We start from the raw sequence: 15725 nt of genomic DNA on the forward strand, positions 1-15725 counted from the left end.
TATTGCTCTAGATGTGATGAGAAATTAGAAAACTGCGAATGTGAATGTAGGAAGTGTGATGAATGGCTACACGATTGTAAATGTGAAGAAAACTAAACAAAATCGTTATTTGAAAGGAAGAATGAGGGATGGATTTACAAAAGTTGCAAGAACTGAATGATCTTAGACTCACAATAGAAATGTACAACGATTTAATGGATAAATACGATGATGAAGATTTCGTTTTAGAAAACTTAGATAACATTTTAAATGTTTTTCATTCAGTGCCACGTCTGGTTGAAGAAATTACATTATTACGGGAAGAGAATCAGCAATTGCAGTATGAGTTAAAAGAAGAAAGAATTTGAACAAAAACGCTATTTTATTAGAAAGGAGGGAGTATATTGCCAGTTGCTAATCAAATCTTATTTTCAATAGTGTTGTTGCTCCTATATGTAGGGAGTGTAATTGTAAGTCGTAAACTTATGAAACGAGTGATGGAAGAGGAAGAAATTGACCCAAATATTTTTATTATATGTTTAGTGTTAGTACCTATAGAAAATATTGCGGTTAGTATCCTTTGTTATCTTACTTTTTGTACAAAAAACTTAAATACAGACAAAATAGCTAAAAAATTCTTTGGAATGTAAAGATAAAACTAAACAAAAATTTCATTTTATAGAAAAAAGTCAAAATAAAACGAGCACTTGTGCCAGAGTGCTCGCTTGTAAAAACTTATGTCATTCATTACTGTTATGTTTGTGAGTCATGAACAAGTGAATGATACGACAAGTAAGGTTCAAAATAGTTTATTCACCTGCTAATAAATAGGTGCCTGTACTACAATAAGAGCAGCTAGCAAAAGCTAACTGCTCCACATTCGACAAAAAATTTCGGGCAGAAATCACTGCTAAGAAATCTGCTTATAGTTAGTATGTACAAGATTACGTTTAGTATTCAAAGAAATAAAAAGCAGCTAGTAAAAGCTAACTGCTCCATAAAAACTTTTGAAAGGTAACTGCCTTGGGGAAAGGCGAGTTGTTAGTTAGTATAAGCAGGTTATTGAGTTTTATTCAAGGAGGTAGAGGGAAATAAAAAAAGTGTATCCATTTAAAATCATTGTCAGAAATGAAGCTATATCAGTTGGAGAAAAGATATTTGCGCCAAATGGACGAGAAGGGATTGTTATTTCTATAGAGTCGGTAAAGTTAATTAGTATGAATGAAATTGAAGTGGTAGGAAGAGCGAAGTTAAAAAACTGAACAAAATAATCCTTTGAATATAAAGTGAGGTTAGGAACATGGGAGTGAGTTTAGAAGGTGTGAAATTCTTTATAGAAACACCCGATGGAGAAAGCGTGGAAATAAAGGGTGGTGTTCAAGAAGTCAGTATTGATTCCGATAAGGTAGTTGATTCTGGTTTTGATTTTGGCAAAGAATACAGCGGTACTTTCGCCTATGAAGAACCACAAAATATAAAAGAACTGAAGAGAATAGGGTTTACAGATCGACAAGCGTGGAATATTCATTTACGCAAAGGTGAGAGCTGGAAAGAGAACTGAAAAAATCCTTTTAGAAAAAGAAAAGAATATAGTCCGGCTAGAAAACTAGAGGACACCAATTCATTAAAGCAGCAATTAAAGCTGTTTTAGGAATGGGTGTCCTTTTTATTTTGAAAAGGGAGATGGGGAAATGAAGGGGCTAAAGGATCAGTTACGTGAATGGAAAAAGCAATCGAATCGAGCAAAGAAGAAAAAACGAAAAGAGAAATTAAGTACTCGTGACATTGAGGATTTAATGGGGATGCATAGACCTTGTTATGAACGAAGACGTGGAGCGATAAGACAAAAGTAATTTAAAAATAAAAAGGAGTGGTCTTACATGACTAAACAATTATCTTTCTTACCAAAAATTGATAGAACAGCAACACAAGAGGAATTAGAAGGTGTGTTGGAAAGCGTACGTATACATAGACAATTTGGGATGATGCGTAAAGAAATGAAAGTCACTCCTTCTTATGAAGTGCGCGAGCATGGTCCTACACATACAGTCGGAAAACCATTAGAAGATGTTGCTCTAGCAAATATTCAACAGAGTAAACGAGAAGAGTGGCTTGAAAGAATGTCAGTACGCATTGATCAGTTTCTAAATCGATTAGGAAACGGACGTGCAGGAAGCATTCAAAGAGATATTATTTATAAACGTTATTTAGAAGAAGAAGACGTATGTGATTACATGGTTTACAACGAAATAGGGATGTCAGAGCGTACTTATCGACGTTGGAAGTCTAAAGCATTTTATAAGCTTGCTTTTGCACTTGGATTAGAAGTTTACGAGACAGAAGAGACTGGAGGTAATGAATAATGAATTTTGTTCAGCCAATACGTGATCCAGAAGAAATACAGCAGCTAAAAGAGTATTTTAAAGAAAAAAGCTTACGTAATTACATTCTCTTCATTATGGGAATCAATACGGGCCTGAGAATCTCGGACATTTTGAAATTGAAGGTAGGAGATGTCAAAGGTAGTCATATATCTATGAGAGAAAAGAAAACCGGGAAACAGAAACGAATACAAATTACTGCAGCATTGAAAAGAGACCTTAAATGGTTTATTGAAGATAGGGAAGATAATGAGTATTTATTGCAAAGTAGACAAGGTAGAAATCGTCCAATTGGTCGTAGTATGGCATATAAGATATTAAGCGGAGCAGCGGCAGAGTTTGGGCTAGATGAAATAGGAACACATACACTGAGAAAGACGTACGGGTATCATATGTACATGCAAACAAAAAACATAGCATTACTTATGGAGATATTCAATCACTCGTCAGAGAAGGTCACGTTACGTTATATAGGTGTAAACCAAGATGCGATGGATAAAGCAATGACTAGATTTAAAATCTAAGCATTGCTTTTCTTTTTAAATCTATACAGTTACTCATAAATTTCGTACTGTGTAACTCAAAAGAAAAAGTAGAATGAAATCAATGATAGCAAGGGATTTGGCAAAGGGGTCAGTTACACACAATACAAGATATGGGTAAGTCATTAGAGAAAGAACAGGGGGAATAAGTAGTTGCCAAAAACTATTGATTTGGGTAAAACAGTTGCAAAGAGTAATTGGGGATATTGATTAGAAAAAATAAGTGGCAGAGTCGTGACCGCTTTTTGGCAGGAAATGTGCCGGTTGTTTTGGAATTCACGTGATATATTTGTATTGTGAGAAGTGGCGGAAAACACAACTCATAAAGATTCCTTTATAATATATGTTGTTTAAACGGTTTCGTAATAGCGGCACTTAAAATCCGAAACCAGCAGATGGTAACGATTGAATGATACCGTTATTAAGGAGAGCTTTGCTCTTCTTTGAGCTAACAACATCCTAGGTAGACAGAATTAGGAGAATCTGATAAATTTTCCGATGGTGTCTGTTGTGGTTGTTAGCTGAAAGAAGAATAAAACTTCACATACCGTAATCGAAATGCAAATCAATAAATGATAAAAAAGCATCCATTCGGATGCTTTTTATTTTGGAGGAGGATGAAGGATGGAATCTATAACAGATATAATTGCTGATTTTGAAAAAAGAATTAACGATTTACAAAGAGATAATGATGGTTTGAAAGAAACGTTACTTACTGTTTCTGCAAGCGTAGAGGAATTAAGTCTAAGGGTTAGTATGATAGAGGAAGGGTTAGCAACGAAAGTTGATATAACTCATATTCAAGAAGTTATCAAACAATCTGAAGTGATTAAAAAGATTAATGATAGCGAACCAGTCGAAATGAATTGTAAAGTTAGCGTTAATTTAGATGGGAAAGCAATAGCTGAAACTACTATTGAACATACAGCAGATTCTATTCATGTAACACCAAATGGCGTATATACAAGAGAAGATAATCGAAAGAATCAGTTTTGATTAAATCAATAGCAATTATAGCGGACGCTGTCTTGATCTGGGTGGCGTCTTGTTTGTTGTTAAGGAAAGATAAGCGCAAACGTGTTGCATTTTATAGAGGTAAGAGGTGAAAGGAATGAACGTTATAATTGTTTCGGTAGGAACTTTAGGTGAAGCCTTTGATAATTTACGTAAGGCTTTCTTGAATGCTATTTGTTTTGATGAACTCATAACGTACGAGGAAGAGATAGAATACAAAGAACGCATAAGCTTTCCTCACAATGTAGTTAAAGTGTTGAAATCACAGGTGATGGATCGTAAACCTAGATGTATAAGAGCAAGGACAGTTTGTTGATATGAATGAGCAAATTAATACATTCTTACACAATGTAATTGGTGTAAACGAAGCTGCATCTATTCTTAACGTCTCACCTGGTCATATTAAGAACCTGTGTGCTCAAGGAAAGATTGTATCAAAGAAGATCGGTAATACATGGGTGATTGATAGATCAGGGTTAAGAGAGGTAAAGAAATATGTACAGTTTAGATGTGTGTCATGTGGATATACAGTTCAATACACTGAGCGACAAGCGAGAACAAAAGATGGTTTGCGGTGCAAACATTGTAAGCATGGTGGTGTAATGATTAATGAAGGAATACAAAACCAAACAACAGAAGCGTAAGTTCTATGACAGTGGTGATTGGAAGAGTATACGCGAACAAGTAAAGAAGAGAGACAACTATGAATGCCAAGAGTGTAAGCGCAATGGTCGAGTACAAACAGACACCAATGAATACAGTGAGAGTGCCAAGCGTAAGAAGATACAACTCGTTGTCCATCATATAAAAGAACTTGAACATCATCCAGAACTTGCATTAGAAATAGATAATCTCGAAACAGTCTGTGTGGATTGTCATAACAGAGAACACGGTAGAACATTTGAAAAGAAACCGAATAAATGGGAAAACGATGAAAAGTGGTGAAACTGATTCAGAAACAATCCCCCCCTTAAAATATTTCAATCTTTTTCGGGGAACCGGGCACCGGGGAGGGGGTCGTTTTTCCAGATTTTTATGCTGTTTCGTATAGGACCCCTACCCAGTATGAAAATATGATTGAATCGAGGTGATATTATGGCGGACATTGATGAACGTGAGGTACTAGTTAATAAAGAAAAAAATCGTTTAAAAAGATTATTTAAAGACATCCCACCCAGTAAGTTAAAAGTGGTTGAAGGATTAATTATTCAGGCAGCAAGATTACGAGTTTTATTAAATGAGATGTGGATGGATATATCTGAGAATGGTGACTATGAAATGTTCTCACAATCTGATAAAACAGAGCCGTATGAAAGAGAACGACCTGTTGCCCGATTATATAATACCCGTGATCAATCATATCAAAGGGTCATTAAACAACTAACGGATTTGCTGCCAGAAGGAAATAATAAAAAAGAAATTAAGAAATATTCGGCAAGTGATTTAATATGATTGTTCATAAGTATGTAAGTGAATATATAGAACTATTTGAAACGGGAACAGTATTATTAAATAAAGAACGTATCATGCTTATAAATTATTTAAAGCAAGATATATTAACCCGTAATGATTTACATTTCGATATGGATTTAATTCATAAATGTGTAACTTTCATAGAAAAGTGGCATTTCAAATTAAATTCCTTTCAGAAATTTTTAATAGCATTTGTGTTTTTGTTTGATGAATATGAGGATGTTTATTTTGATCAGCATTTCTGGATGATGGCAAGGGGCGCTGGTAAAAACGGATTGATTAGTGCATTGACACACTTCTTTATTAGCGAATTGCATGGTATTGAGCATTACAACGTATCAGTAGTTGCTAATACAGAAAGGCAGGCTAAAACTTCTTTTATAGATGTTTATGAGAAGAATAAAAAACATGAAATATTAGATGAGTTATTTGTATCAACAAAACAATTGATAACAAATAAAGCTACTCGTTCGACTTTTGAATTTCATACATCTAATGCAGGGAGTAAAGACTCGTTAAGAGACGGTTGTGTTATTTATGATGAGATACATAGGTATGAAAATAGCGATGTTGTAGAAGTGTTCTCTAGTGGTTTAGGTAAAGTTCCTAACTCTAGGGAATTTTTTATTACCACAGATGGATTTGTTCGTGAAGGTTATCTTGACAAAATGAAAGAGCGAGCTATGAATATCCTGAAAGGGAAAGAAAAAGAAGATAGGTTGTTTCCTTTTATTTGTAAGCTTGATAACGCAGAAGAAGTAAACAATCCCGATATGTGGGAAAAAGCAAATCCGATGTTTAGTAAGCCAATGAGTCAATACGCTAGAGGGTTGTTTAAGAAAGTTATGCGTCAGTATAAAAATCTAGAAAACGATCCGTCTAACAGAGAAAATTTCATGACTAAGAGGATGAATATACCGGAAGTAGATTTAACCAAGGCTGTAGCTCCATGGGAAGAAATCATGCGTACAGGGTATGAAGAAGATGGAGAAACATTGAGAGAAATACCAGATTTAACACATAAAGTTGCTGTTGGCGGTCTCGACTACGCCAGCATTAAAGACTTTGCATCGGTGGGACTCCTTTTTAAGCATAGGGAAAACTATATATGGAAAACTCATTCCTTTGTAAGAAAAGGTTTCTTGGATAAAGTGAAATTAAAAGCTCCTATTTATGAGTGGGCTGAAAATGGATTACTAACTGTAGTAGATGAACCTGTTATTAACATTTCTCACATAGTTGACTGGTTTGTAAAAATGCGTGAAATGTATGGAGTAAATACGATTGTAGCTGATACATTCCGTTTGGATCTTGTTAAAACAGCACTGGAAGCGGAAGGATTTAAATTGTTATATATTCGTAATCCGAAAGCTATTCATTCTTTATTAGCTCCACGTGTTGAAACGTTGTTTGCAAATGGACAAATCATATTTGGTGATAATCCATTAATGCGTTGGTACACCAACAACGTATATGTCCACATTAGAAAAGATGGAAACAAAGAGTATCTGAAAAAAGATGAATTTAAAAGGAAAACGGATGGATTCCAAGCCTTTATTCACGCTTTATGGCAAGCTGACAACATTCTTGAAGAAGAAGTTGAGTTTATGCTAGATGAAATTGATTTTTAAGGGGGTGATTACAATTGGGTGGCTTGATAATGTGTTTAATAGGAATAAAGAATTAGATTATATGTACGATGATGATATAGTTTCAGAAACTTCAAATAGGGTTCATATGAAGCGATTGGCTGTAGAAACATGTGTATCTTTTTTAGGTAGGACGATTAGTCAATCAGAGTTCAGAGTTAAAAATGGTGATGAATTTTTAAAAGATGAACTGTATTATCGCTTGAATGTTAGACCAAATAAGAATATGACAGCAAGCACTTTCTGGGAAAAGGTAATTCGCAAATTAATTTATGAAAATGAGTGTTTAGTAATTCAATCTGATGATAGTGACTTACTTATTGCGGATTATTTTCAACATAATGAGTTTGCCGTATTTGAAGATACCTTTACAAATGTAGTAGTAAAAGATTATGAGTTTAAACGTTCATTTAAACAAAGTGAAGTTATTCATTTAAAATATCGTAATGATAAGTTGTCGCCTCTAATTGATGGATTATTCACTGATTATGGTGATTTATTTGGACGAATATTAAGTTCTCAAAAACGTAAAAACCAAATTCGTGGTGTAGTAGATATAGAAGCTCAGATGGCAAAGTCCGAAGAAGGTCGAGGGAAATTGCAAAAGTTCGTTGAGAAAATGTATAAAGCATTTGGAGAAAAAGATATTGCAATTGTTCCTCAACAACCAGGTTTCAAATTTAGTGAGACGTCGTCTGGTGGTGGAAGTTCTGGGCAAAGTGTGGAAGAAATCAATAAAGTAACAAATGGTTTTTTAAATCAAGTCGCAATGGCTATTGGAATTCCGACAGCTTTGTTATATGGAGAAATGGCTGATGTGGAAAAACAAACTAAAAACTACATGCTTTTCACAGTTAAACCTCTTTTAAAAAAGATTTCAGATGAAGCAAATGTGAAATTCTTCGAAATGGCAGAGTACCTGGAAGGGCAGAAAATTGAAGTTAAAGCTGTTTCTTATCAAAGTATTTTTGATCTTGCGACAAGCATTGATAAACTCATTTCTTCAAGTGCATTTACTGGAAATGAAATTAGATTAGAAGTTGGATATGAGTACTCAGATGATCCGAATTTAAATATCCATCATATTACAAAAAATTATAAAAAATTAGATGAATCTGAAGGAGGTGAGAAAGAAAATGACGGTGAAAATTGATGTAAAAGGCCCAATTATTTCTAATGATGAAGCTTGGATTTATGATTGGTTTGAAATGGATGCTACAAGTCCTGGTAAGATTTCAAAAGAGCTTGATAATGCGAATGGCGAGGATTTAATTGTTTCAATTAATAGTCCAGGTGGCTATGTAGATGAGGGTTCAGAAATTTACACAGCATTAAAAAATTATTCTGGACATGTGGAAGTTCAAATTGTTGGGTTAGCAGCAAGTGCAGCTTCTATTATTGCTATGGCTGGCGATAAAGTTCGCATTTCACCTACAGCACAAATCATGATTCATAATGCTTCAATGTGGAATGGTGGAGACCATCGTGATATGACAAAAGCAGCAGAAATGTTAAAAATAACAGATCGTACACTTGTAAATGCTTATGTCATTAAAAGTGGTAAATCGGAAGAGGAACTACTTAATATGATGGCTGAAGAAACTTGGATGGGTCCGCAACAAGCATTAGAACATAATTTCGTGGATGAAATTATGTTTATGGAAAATCCAGTTAAAATGACAGCTTCAAGTGCCAACTCTTCCATGATTCCACAAAAAGTAATCGATGGTTTTAGAAACGGAACACTGAGCAAGAATAAATTACAAGGAATTACACAAGAAGATTTAAACGTAGCTTTATCAGGGTTAAAAAATGAAATTCTGAATGATTTACAAATGAATACAAATCCAAAAGAGCCTATTCAAGTTCCTGTTAAACCGAAACAAAATTTGGGTACGCTCTTTTTAACTTTAGGAGGAAAATAAAATATGGTGATTAAATTTAATAACTTTGAAGAAAAGAAACTAGCATTTGCGAAAGCGACTCAGGAAGGTACAGCAGAAGAACAATCGGCAGCATTGAATTCTATGATTGAAGCACTTGCTACAGATGTGCGTTCAGATATTTTAAATCAAGTAAATGAATCAATGGTAGATCGTTCAATTATGCAATCTCGTGGTGCTAATGTACTAACGAGTGAAGAAATGAAGTTCTTTAATGCAGTTGTTGAAGAGGGCGGTTTTAAATCTACTGAAACTTTACCTAAAACAACTCAAGAACGTATTTTTGATGACTTAGTTGAAGATCATCCATTCTTACAACATATTGGTTTAGAGAATTTAGGTGCAGTGACAGAATTCATTTACGGAGATCCAGAAGGCGCAGCAGTATGGGGGCCATTATTTGATGGTATTAAAGGTCAATTAAATGCTACATTCCGTAAAGATAGCATTTCACAACTTAAATTAACGGCATTTATTCCATTAGCAAATGACATGTTGAAGCTTGGACCTGTATGGGTAGAACGCTACGTTCGTACAATGATTACAGAAGCTATGAAGGTAGGGTTAGAACGTGGTTTTGTGGCTGGTACAGGTAAAGATGAACCTATTGGATTATTAAAAGATCCAAGTGGAAGTGTTGTGAATGGAATATATCCAGATAAAAAGCCAGTAGGCACTTTAACGTTTGAACCAGGTCGTAAAACAATTAACGAATTAAAAGGTGTAGTGAAATTACTCGCTAAAAAATTAAATGGTGATGGTAAAACAGATTCAGATCGACCAAAAAATATTGCTGGAAAAGTAGTTATGGTAACAAATCCATTTGATACTTTTGATATTCAAGCAAACGCGACAATTCAAAATGCAGCTGGGGTATATGTGACAAGTTTACCATTCAATCCAATCCTTACAGAATCGGTATTTGTACCTCAAGGGAAAGTATTATTCTTTGTTAAGGGTCAATATGTTGCAGCAATGGGTGGAACAGAGCCAATCAAGAAGTATGAGGAAACATTAGCTTTAGAAGATGCAACTGTTTATATTGCGAAACAATATGCTACAGGTAAACCAAAGGATAAATACACTTCACAAGTTTACACATTAAAACTTGAAGAAGTAACACCACCAACTGAAGGGTGATGTGAATGGATACAGAAATTTCAAATGAATTGTTAAAACAATTTAAAGAAAGGATGCGTTTAGGTGATGAAGAAGACGATAACCTTAGACGTATCCTTTATACGTCTAATAAGGCTTTACTAAGAGTTTGTGGGGAATATGATATTAACAATGATGAAGAGTTCAAAGAATTAGTCTTTGAACGTTCCCGATATGCTTACAACGATGCTTTAGAGTATTTTGATAATAATTTTTTAAGTCAGATTAATAGTTTGAGCATTGATAAAGCTTTAGAAGAAATTAAGTTAGACGGTGATTAATATGCAGCCCTTTAAATATAAGCGACCGTTAAATGCGGCGAAGTTAAACAAACGTATCATCCTAGAACGAAAAATAGCAGAAACAAAAGATGAAGAAGGTAATGTTCGTCCGTCTAAATGGATAGAGTTCGTAAAAGTATGGGCAGAACCTAAAACACCATTTGGTACAGGTTTTAGATCAGAAATATTTCAAGGAAATGCAGAGTTTGTTATTAAATTAATAAACTTCACAATTCGATATCGAGAAGGTATTAATTCAGCAATGCGTGTAAGGTATGATGGGAAGTTATACGAGATTAAGTCAGTTATTGATATCGACGAACAACATAAGGAAATGTGCCTTATTTGTGAGGAGCGATCAAATTGGCAGAATTAGAAGTTTTCGGAATAGAAGAATGGATTAGGGATTTGGAACAGTTAGGACAAGATGTTCCCCAGATCACAAAGCAATCACTACAAGCTGGAGCAAAGGTATTCAAAAAGAACTTAGAAAGAAATTCACCTGTCGGTCCAGAGGTACAAAGACCAACTCCAAAACAATCATGGCGAGATGGAAAACACGCTAAGGATGCTATTGATATAGGGAAAGTTGTGAAAAAAGGTAGTTCCTATTCAATTGAAATTGGATGGGACAAATCGGATAATTCTCCGCATTATTATATGAAATTTCAAAACTGGGGAACAAGTAAAAATCCAAATCCACCGCACAAAGGGTTTGCTGAGAAAACTTTAATCCAAAGTGAAAAAGAAGCCCTAAAAGAAATGGAAAGAGAATTTATGCGAAGGATTACAGGTCGATGAAAAATTTTAATAAGGAAATATTCGATGTTTTACGTACAGATGTAGTTATTAAATCTGAGTTAGGTGGAGAATTCATATATCAATTTGTCAAAGGAAATGACAAAACAGATATATGGATTACATTTTCAGAGTTAAATAGTTCTCCTGGGCTATACGCAGAGAATGAGGAAAAAACTACTAACGTTATGTATCAAGTTGATATATGGTCAATGGCACCAATTAAAACACAATTAAAAAGTGCAGTTCAGGCAGCTATGAAAAAGCTGTCTTTTCAGCGTTTAAGCACGTATCCAGATTATGAAATGGATACAAAAATTTATCGATATGGTTTTCGTTTTGTAACGGAAATTATTAATTAAGGAGGAAAATGAAATATGGCAATGACAATAGATTTTAGAGATTTACATTACGCGGTTTTAACAGAAACACCAGATGGTAAATTTAATTACTCTACACCGAAACGAATTGGTAAAACAGTTAGTGGTAAAGCATCACCTAAAGCGGAATCAGTAACTTTTTATGCTGAAGGTGGACCAGCAGCAACAGCTAGTGCATTTGGCGGAACAGAAATTGAATTAGAAGTTGATACATTACCTTTATCCGTTTATGCCGAATTGTTAGGTAAAAAGGTTGTAAAAGGTCAAGTTGTAGATAATACCAGTGATGTTCCTCCTTATGTAGCATTACTATATCGTTTACCATACGACAACGGAAAAAATCTATATGTATGTTATTACAAAATGAAGTTTGAACTTCCAAGTGATGAACATAAAACAGCAGAAGATAAACCAACATTCCAAAGCGCAAAAATTAAAGGTAAGGCGATTCAACGTTCGGACGGTAACTGGAGACATCGATTAGATGAAGAGGAAGAAGGATACGATGCAGCAGTTGCAGCAAAGTGGTTTAAAGAAGTACCAGCTCCACCAACAGAAACAGCCCCACCAAGTGGGAATTAATTAAGAAAAGGGATGGCGAAATGCCATCCTTATTTTTATTAAGGAGGAAACAGATTATGAAAATCACATTACAAAATACAGAAGGTAAAAAAGATTTTTATTTACCACAATTTATCCCAGGTTCAGCTACTTTTGAAGCTTCAACATTAGCTGATGAATTACAGGCGGACTTAGTACCAAAAGAAACAATTGAAAGAGCCGCTAATTTTGTTGCCAATGTATACGGAAATCAATTTACAGCACAGGAATTTGTGGATGGCACTCATGTATGGTTTTTAAGTCTTACAATTCATTCTGTTTGTTTAACAATTATGGGACGCTTAAATGATGCGATTAAGGTAATGGAAACGGTAGAAGATGCGAAAAAAAAGTTAATGGCACAACTAGAAATGAAACCGACGGAGGAAAAATCAAATATAGCGACGCTGTAATTGATATTTATAACATATTGATGGATGCAGGTATGACACAAAATCAAATCAATGAAATGGATATTGCGTTTTACTTTACCTGTTTAGCGAGAAAACAAAAAGCAAATCGAGTGACAACAGCAGATAAAGTACCAATGTGGCTGTAAAGGTAGGTGAGAATTTGAATGGCACTAGGAGATAATACAATTGGTGGTCGTGTCCGTTTGGATACAGATCAATTCGAAAATGGGATTGCAGGCATTAATAGAAGTCTGAAAAGAATAGATGCTGAATTTCGTAACACGTCTGAGCAGTTGCGTGGAGTTGGTTCAGAGATGGATCAACTGGAGAACAAGGCAAACCATTTAAATCAAAAAATTGAAGCGCAGACGCAAAAAATGAAGCATTATGAGCAAGCTTTGAGAACTTCACAACAAAAACAACAAGAAATGCGCCAAAAATGTGAGCAGTTAGCTACATCTATGCAACAATTGGAACAAGAGATACAGCAAAGTACCCAGGCATACGGGAAAAATGCTCAAGAAACAAAAGATTTACAAGCTCAATATAATCAGTTGCAGCAAGAATACAAGCAAGGCACACAAGCTTTACAAAGATTAACCGCTCAAGTTTCTAGAAATGATACAGCATTCAATAATGCTTCAGCAGCTTTACATCGTTATCGTAATGAGCTAGGTGATACAGAAGAAAGAATAGAGCAATTGGGTAACGTTTCTGGAAGATTACGCGAGCGCATGAACGAAGTTGGAAACACAATGCAAGAAACTGGTACTAAAGTGAGCCAAGGGTTTGGTACAGCAGCAGTTGGTGTGGCGGCTGGTGTTGGAGCTTTAGTTGTAAATGCAAGCCAATTTGAAGAAGCGAACAAGAAGGTACAGTCTGGTTTAGGATTAACTAGGGAAGAAAGTTTAAAAGTTAGCGCCGTAGCCAAAGAAGTATGGCGCGAAGGTTATGGGGAAGATTTAGCTAGTGTCAGTGATTCTTTAGTTAAAGTAAAGCGCAATATTAAGGATATTAATGATGATGATACTTTAAAACAAGTAACTCGTGATAGTGAAATCTTAGCAGAAACAATGGAATCAGATGTAAACGAGGTAACTCGTGGCGCAGCCCAATTAATGGGACGCTTTGGTTTATCTGGCCAACAAGCATTTGATTTATTAGCACAAGGTTCTGCAAAGGGCTTAAACTACTCAAATGAGCTATTTGATAATTTAAGTGAGTATGGTCCTTTGTTCCATGAGATGGGATTTAGTGCAGATGAAATGTTCACAATTCTCATTAACGGTTCGAAAAATGGCGCATATAACTTGGATTATGTGAATGACGTTGTAAAAGAATTTGGTATCCGTGTAAAAGATGGTAGTAAGTCCACAACAGAAGCAATGGGTCAAATGAGTAAAGAAACGCAAAAAGTTTGGAAAGCGATGCTAGAAGGAAAAGCGACTTCCAAAGATGTTTTTAATGCTGTTTTAAATGAGTTACGAACAACGGATGATCAAATTAAAGTGAATCAGTTAGGCGTTGCACTTTTCGGCGTGAAATGGGAAGACCTTGAAGCTACTACTATGTTATCACTAAATAATATGGAAACAGGTCTTGGAAACTACAGTGGCGCAATGAATAAAATGGTTGATGGTTACGATACAAGCGCTAAGCAATGGAAATCTGTAACAAGAGAACTACAAATTGCTCTAGAACCACTTGGTAAGGTGATTTTAGATATCGCTAAACAAGCGATTCCTGAATTGAAAGAATCTGTGAAGGGTGTCGCTGATTGGTTCAACGGATTAGATGATAGCTCTAAAAAAGTATATGGGACAGCATTATTACTAGCTCCGGCAGTTATGGGAGTAGTTAGTGCACTTGGGTTCCTTTCTTTTGGCATAGGTGCAATTATAGCAAATCCAATTGTCGCAACAATTGGTGGAGTTGTAATTGGACTGGGTGCATTAGGTTTTGCTTTCGTAGATGCTGGGAAAAAGGCACAAAAAGCAGAAGAGGACAGTAGGCGCTTTGGTGATGGTGTAAGTGAAGGTACGAAAAAAGCTCTTGAAGGATATGTGAATTTAAAAGAACAGGCTTTTAAAACATTAGATGAAATACCAACAATGACAGGTGAAAAGGCTAAAGAAGCTGTGCAACGAGCACATGACGAATTTGGTAAGTTAGCAGACGAAGCGATTCAAGCAATAAATAAAGATAAAGGGAAATTCCAAGCGCATTTAGAAAGTTGGTTTGCCGGAGAATCTGATTCAGCAGTCCTACGTGCAAAGGACAAAATTTTGAATGATCAAATGGAAGTGTATAAAGCGCAAGAGGAAGCCGTTATTAAGGCGAATGAAAAAATACAAAGTCTTTTAACGCAATATAATGGGCAAATCTATAAGATGACAGAATCAGATAAAAAGGTGTTTTTAACCGCTTTACAATCAATTGACGCCGAGGTAGGGAAGTCAGCAGCTAAGAGTGTAAATGAGATACAAAAGATTGGTAAGGCGATGGATAATTTCAATAAGAACACTTCTGTTGATACAATCCAAGGTAAAGTGAAGGAGTTAGGTTCAGAGTATACGAAACTTACAAATGACTTAGATAAAGCAAGAAAAAAAGAGATAGAATTTGCAAAGAGTCATATTACAGATTCTGAAAACCAAAAGGCAACAATTGCTCAAATCAATAAAAAATACTCTGAACAGTCCGTCCTTATAACAGAAGGGTATAGACAACAGCTTCAACAAGCTCAAGAAGTGTTAAAATCCAAAGGCGTTGAGATGGATTTAACAACGGGTATCACGAAGGCTGAAACTGAGAAAATTAAAATTCAAGGTCGAGGATTCGGAGAGTACGTTAAGAATTCCGAAATAATTGAAAGCACAAATGAGAATCTATTCAAGCGACTTCAAGATAGAGCTTCAAAAGAAGCTGATCTGAGAAAGAAAAGTGCAGATGAAGTAAAAACATATGGAGAGTCATTAATTGCCAATTCTAATATTGTTTATGACAATCTTTTCCAGTCAACTCGTGAAAAATCTATTGAAGTTGCAAATGACATTGCAAAAACATTTGAAGATGGAAGTAAAACAATTGATTTAGGAGAGCAAGGTTGGGTTG

Annotated in this window: 23 protein-coding genes; all 23 read left to right on the forward strand. The window is 35.2% G+C overall.

The window, feature by feature from the left end; translation table 11 throughout:
- Window positions 1–128 precede the first annotated feature (128 nt).
- Window positions 129–347 (forward strand): hypothetical protein, encoded by a 219-nt coding sequence (locus ACS2CR_RS29695; RefSeq protein ID WP_000365653.1) that lies wholly within the window; start codon window positions 129–131, stop codon window positions 345–347.
- A 36-nt stretch (window positions 348–383) separates the two neighbouring features.
- Entirely contained in the window at window positions 384–629 is a 246-nt protein-coding gene (locus tag ACS2CR_RS29700) for a hypothetical protein (RefSeq protein WP_060851821.1), read from the forward strand.
- Window positions 630–1079: 450 nt separating this feature from the next.
- A complete protein-coding gene (locus tag ACS2CR_RS29705; RefSeq protein WP_153602851.1) occupies window positions 1080–1241 on the forward strand; it encodes a hypothetical protein in 162 nt (53 codons plus the stop codon).
- A 38-nt stretch (window positions 1242–1279) separates the two neighbouring features.
- Window positions 1280–1540 (forward strand): PadR family transcriptional regulator, encoded by a 261-nt coding sequence (locus ACS2CR_RS29710; protein ID WP_325839293.1) that lies wholly within the window; start codon window positions 1280–1282, stop codon window positions 1538–1540.
- Window positions 1541–1670: 130 nt separating this feature from the next.
- A complete protein-coding gene (locus ACS2CR_RS29715; protein ID WP_325839294.1) occupies window positions 1671–1832 on the forward strand; it encodes a hypothetical protein in 162 nt (53 codons plus the stop codon).
- Window positions 1833–1859: 27 nt separating this feature from the next.
- Window positions 1860–2342: an ArpU family phage packaging/lysis transcriptional regulator gene (locus ACS2CR_RS29720; protein ID WP_050842995.1), complete on the forward strand. Its 483-nt coding sequence runs from the start codon at window positions 1860–1862 to the stop codon at window positions 2340–2342.
- A complete protein-coding gene (locus ACS2CR_RS29725; RefSeq protein ID WP_325839295.1) occupies window positions 2342–2884 on the forward strand; it encodes a site-specific integrase in 543 nt (180 codons plus the stop codon). The genes ACS2CR_RS29720 and ACS2CR_RS29725 overlap by 1 nt, the downstream gene beginning before the upstream one ends.
- A 642-nt stretch (window positions 2885–3526) precedes the next feature.
- Window positions 3527–3898: a hypothetical protein gene (locus ACS2CR_RS29730; RefSeq protein WP_322360882.1), complete on the forward strand. Its 372-nt coding sequence runs from the start codon at window positions 3527–3529 to the stop codon at window positions 3896–3898.
- A gap of 115 nt (window positions 3899–4013) precedes the next feature.
- Window positions 4014–4232, forward strand: a complete 219-nt coding sequence (locus tag ACS2CR_RS29735; protein WP_089607200.1) for a hypothetical protein — start codon at window positions 4014–4016, stop codon at window positions 4230–4232.
- A 1-nt stretch (window position 4233) separates the two neighbouring features.
- Window positions 4234–4560 carry a helix-turn-helix domain-containing protein gene (locus tag ACS2CR_RS29740; protein ID WP_016097753.1) on the forward strand — a complete coding sequence of 109 codons (327 nt, stop codon included), beginning with the start codon at window positions 4234–4236 and terminating at the stop codon, window positions 4558–4560.
- Window positions 4526–4861: an HNH endonuclease gene (locus tag ACS2CR_RS29745; protein ID WP_016097754.1), complete on the forward strand. Its 336-nt coding sequence runs from the start codon at window positions 4526–4528 to the stop codon at window positions 4859–4861. The genes ACS2CR_RS29740 and ACS2CR_RS29745 overlap by 35 nt, the downstream gene beginning before the upstream one ends.
- A 150-nt stretch (window positions 4862–5011) precedes the next feature.
- Entirely contained in the window at window positions 5012–5368 is a 357-nt protein-coding gene (locus tag ACS2CR_RS29750) for a hypothetical protein (RefSeq protein WP_000763336.1), read from the forward strand.
- Window positions 5365–7020, forward strand: a complete 1656-nt coding sequence (locus ACS2CR_RS29755) for a terminase TerL endonuclease subunit (protein WP_151159916.1) — start codon at window positions 5365–5367, stop codon at window positions 7018–7020. The genes ACS2CR_RS29750 and ACS2CR_RS29755 overlap by 4 nt, the downstream gene beginning before the upstream one ends.
- Before the next feature lie 4 nt (window positions 7021–7024).
- Window positions 7025–8191: a phage portal protein gene (locus tag ACS2CR_RS29760; RefSeq protein WP_438906124.1), complete on the forward strand. Its 1167-nt coding sequence runs from the start codon at window positions 7025–7027 to the stop codon at window positions 8189–8191.
- Entirely contained in the window at window positions 8175–8963 is a 789-nt protein-coding gene (locus tag ACS2CR_RS29765) for a head maturation protease, ClpP-related (RefSeq protein WP_151159920.1), read from the forward strand. The genes ACS2CR_RS29760 and ACS2CR_RS29765 overlap by 17 nt, the downstream gene beginning before the upstream one ends.
- Before the next feature lie 3 nt (window positions 8964–8966).
- Complete coding sequence (locus tag ACS2CR_RS29770) at window positions 8967–10121, forward strand: phage major capsid protein (RefSeq protein WP_086404941.1); 1155 nt, start codon at window positions 8967–8969, stop codon at window positions 10119–10121.
- Between the two features lie 5 nt (window positions 10122–10126).
- Window positions 10127–10420 carry a hypothetical protein gene (locus tag ACS2CR_RS29775; protein WP_086404942.1) on the forward strand — a complete coding sequence of 98 codons (294 nt, stop codon included), beginning with the start codon at window positions 10127–10129 and terminating at the stop codon, window positions 10418–10420.
- A gap of 1 nt (window position 10421) precedes the next feature.
- Window positions 10422–10796, forward strand: coding sequence for a phage head closure protein (locus ACS2CR_RS29780; RefSeq protein ID WP_153603073.1), 375 nt, complete (start codon window positions 10422–10424; stop codon window positions 10794–10796).
- A complete protein-coding gene (locus ACS2CR_RS29785) occupies window positions 10784–11221 on the forward strand; it encodes an HK97-gp10 family putative phage morphogenesis protein (protein WP_089607203.1) in 438 nt (145 codons plus the stop codon). Before ACS2CR_RS29780 ends, ACS2CR_RS29785 begins: the two co-directional genes overlap by 13 nt.
- Window positions 11218–11580 carry a tail completion protein gp17 gene (gene gp17 / locus ACS2CR_RS29790; protein ID WP_000787877.1) on the forward strand — a complete coding sequence of 121 codons (363 nt, stop codon included), beginning with the start codon at window positions 11218–11220 and terminating at the stop codon, window positions 11578–11580. Before ACS2CR_RS29785 ends, gp17 begins: the two co-directional genes overlap by 4 nt.
- A 15-nt stretch (window positions 11581–11595) precedes the next feature.
- Window positions 11596–12180 carry a major tail protein gene (locus ACS2CR_RS29795; RefSeq protein WP_089607204.1) on the forward strand — a complete coding sequence of 195 codons (585 nt, stop codon included), beginning with the start codon at window positions 11596–11598 and terminating at the stop codon, window positions 12178–12180.
- Between the two features lie 56 nt (window positions 12181–12236).
- Window positions 12237–12611 (forward strand): phage tail assembly chaperone G, encoded by a 375-nt coding sequence (gene gpG, locus ACS2CR_RS29800; protein ID WP_086404946.1) that lies wholly within the window; start codon window positions 12237–12239, stop codon window positions 12609–12611.
- Window positions 12612–12775: 164 nt separating this feature from the next.
- Window positions 12776–15725: phage tail tape measure protein (locus ACS2CR_RS29805; protein ID WP_438906125.1), on the forward strand; the 2950-nt coding region annotated here is incomplete at its 3' end.

This window comes from Bacillus cereus group sp. BceL291 (genome assembly GCF_051776705.1).
Taxonomy (GTDB): domain Bacteria; phylum Bacillota; class Bacilli; order Bacillales; family Bacillaceae_G; genus Bacillus_A; species Bacillus_A cereus.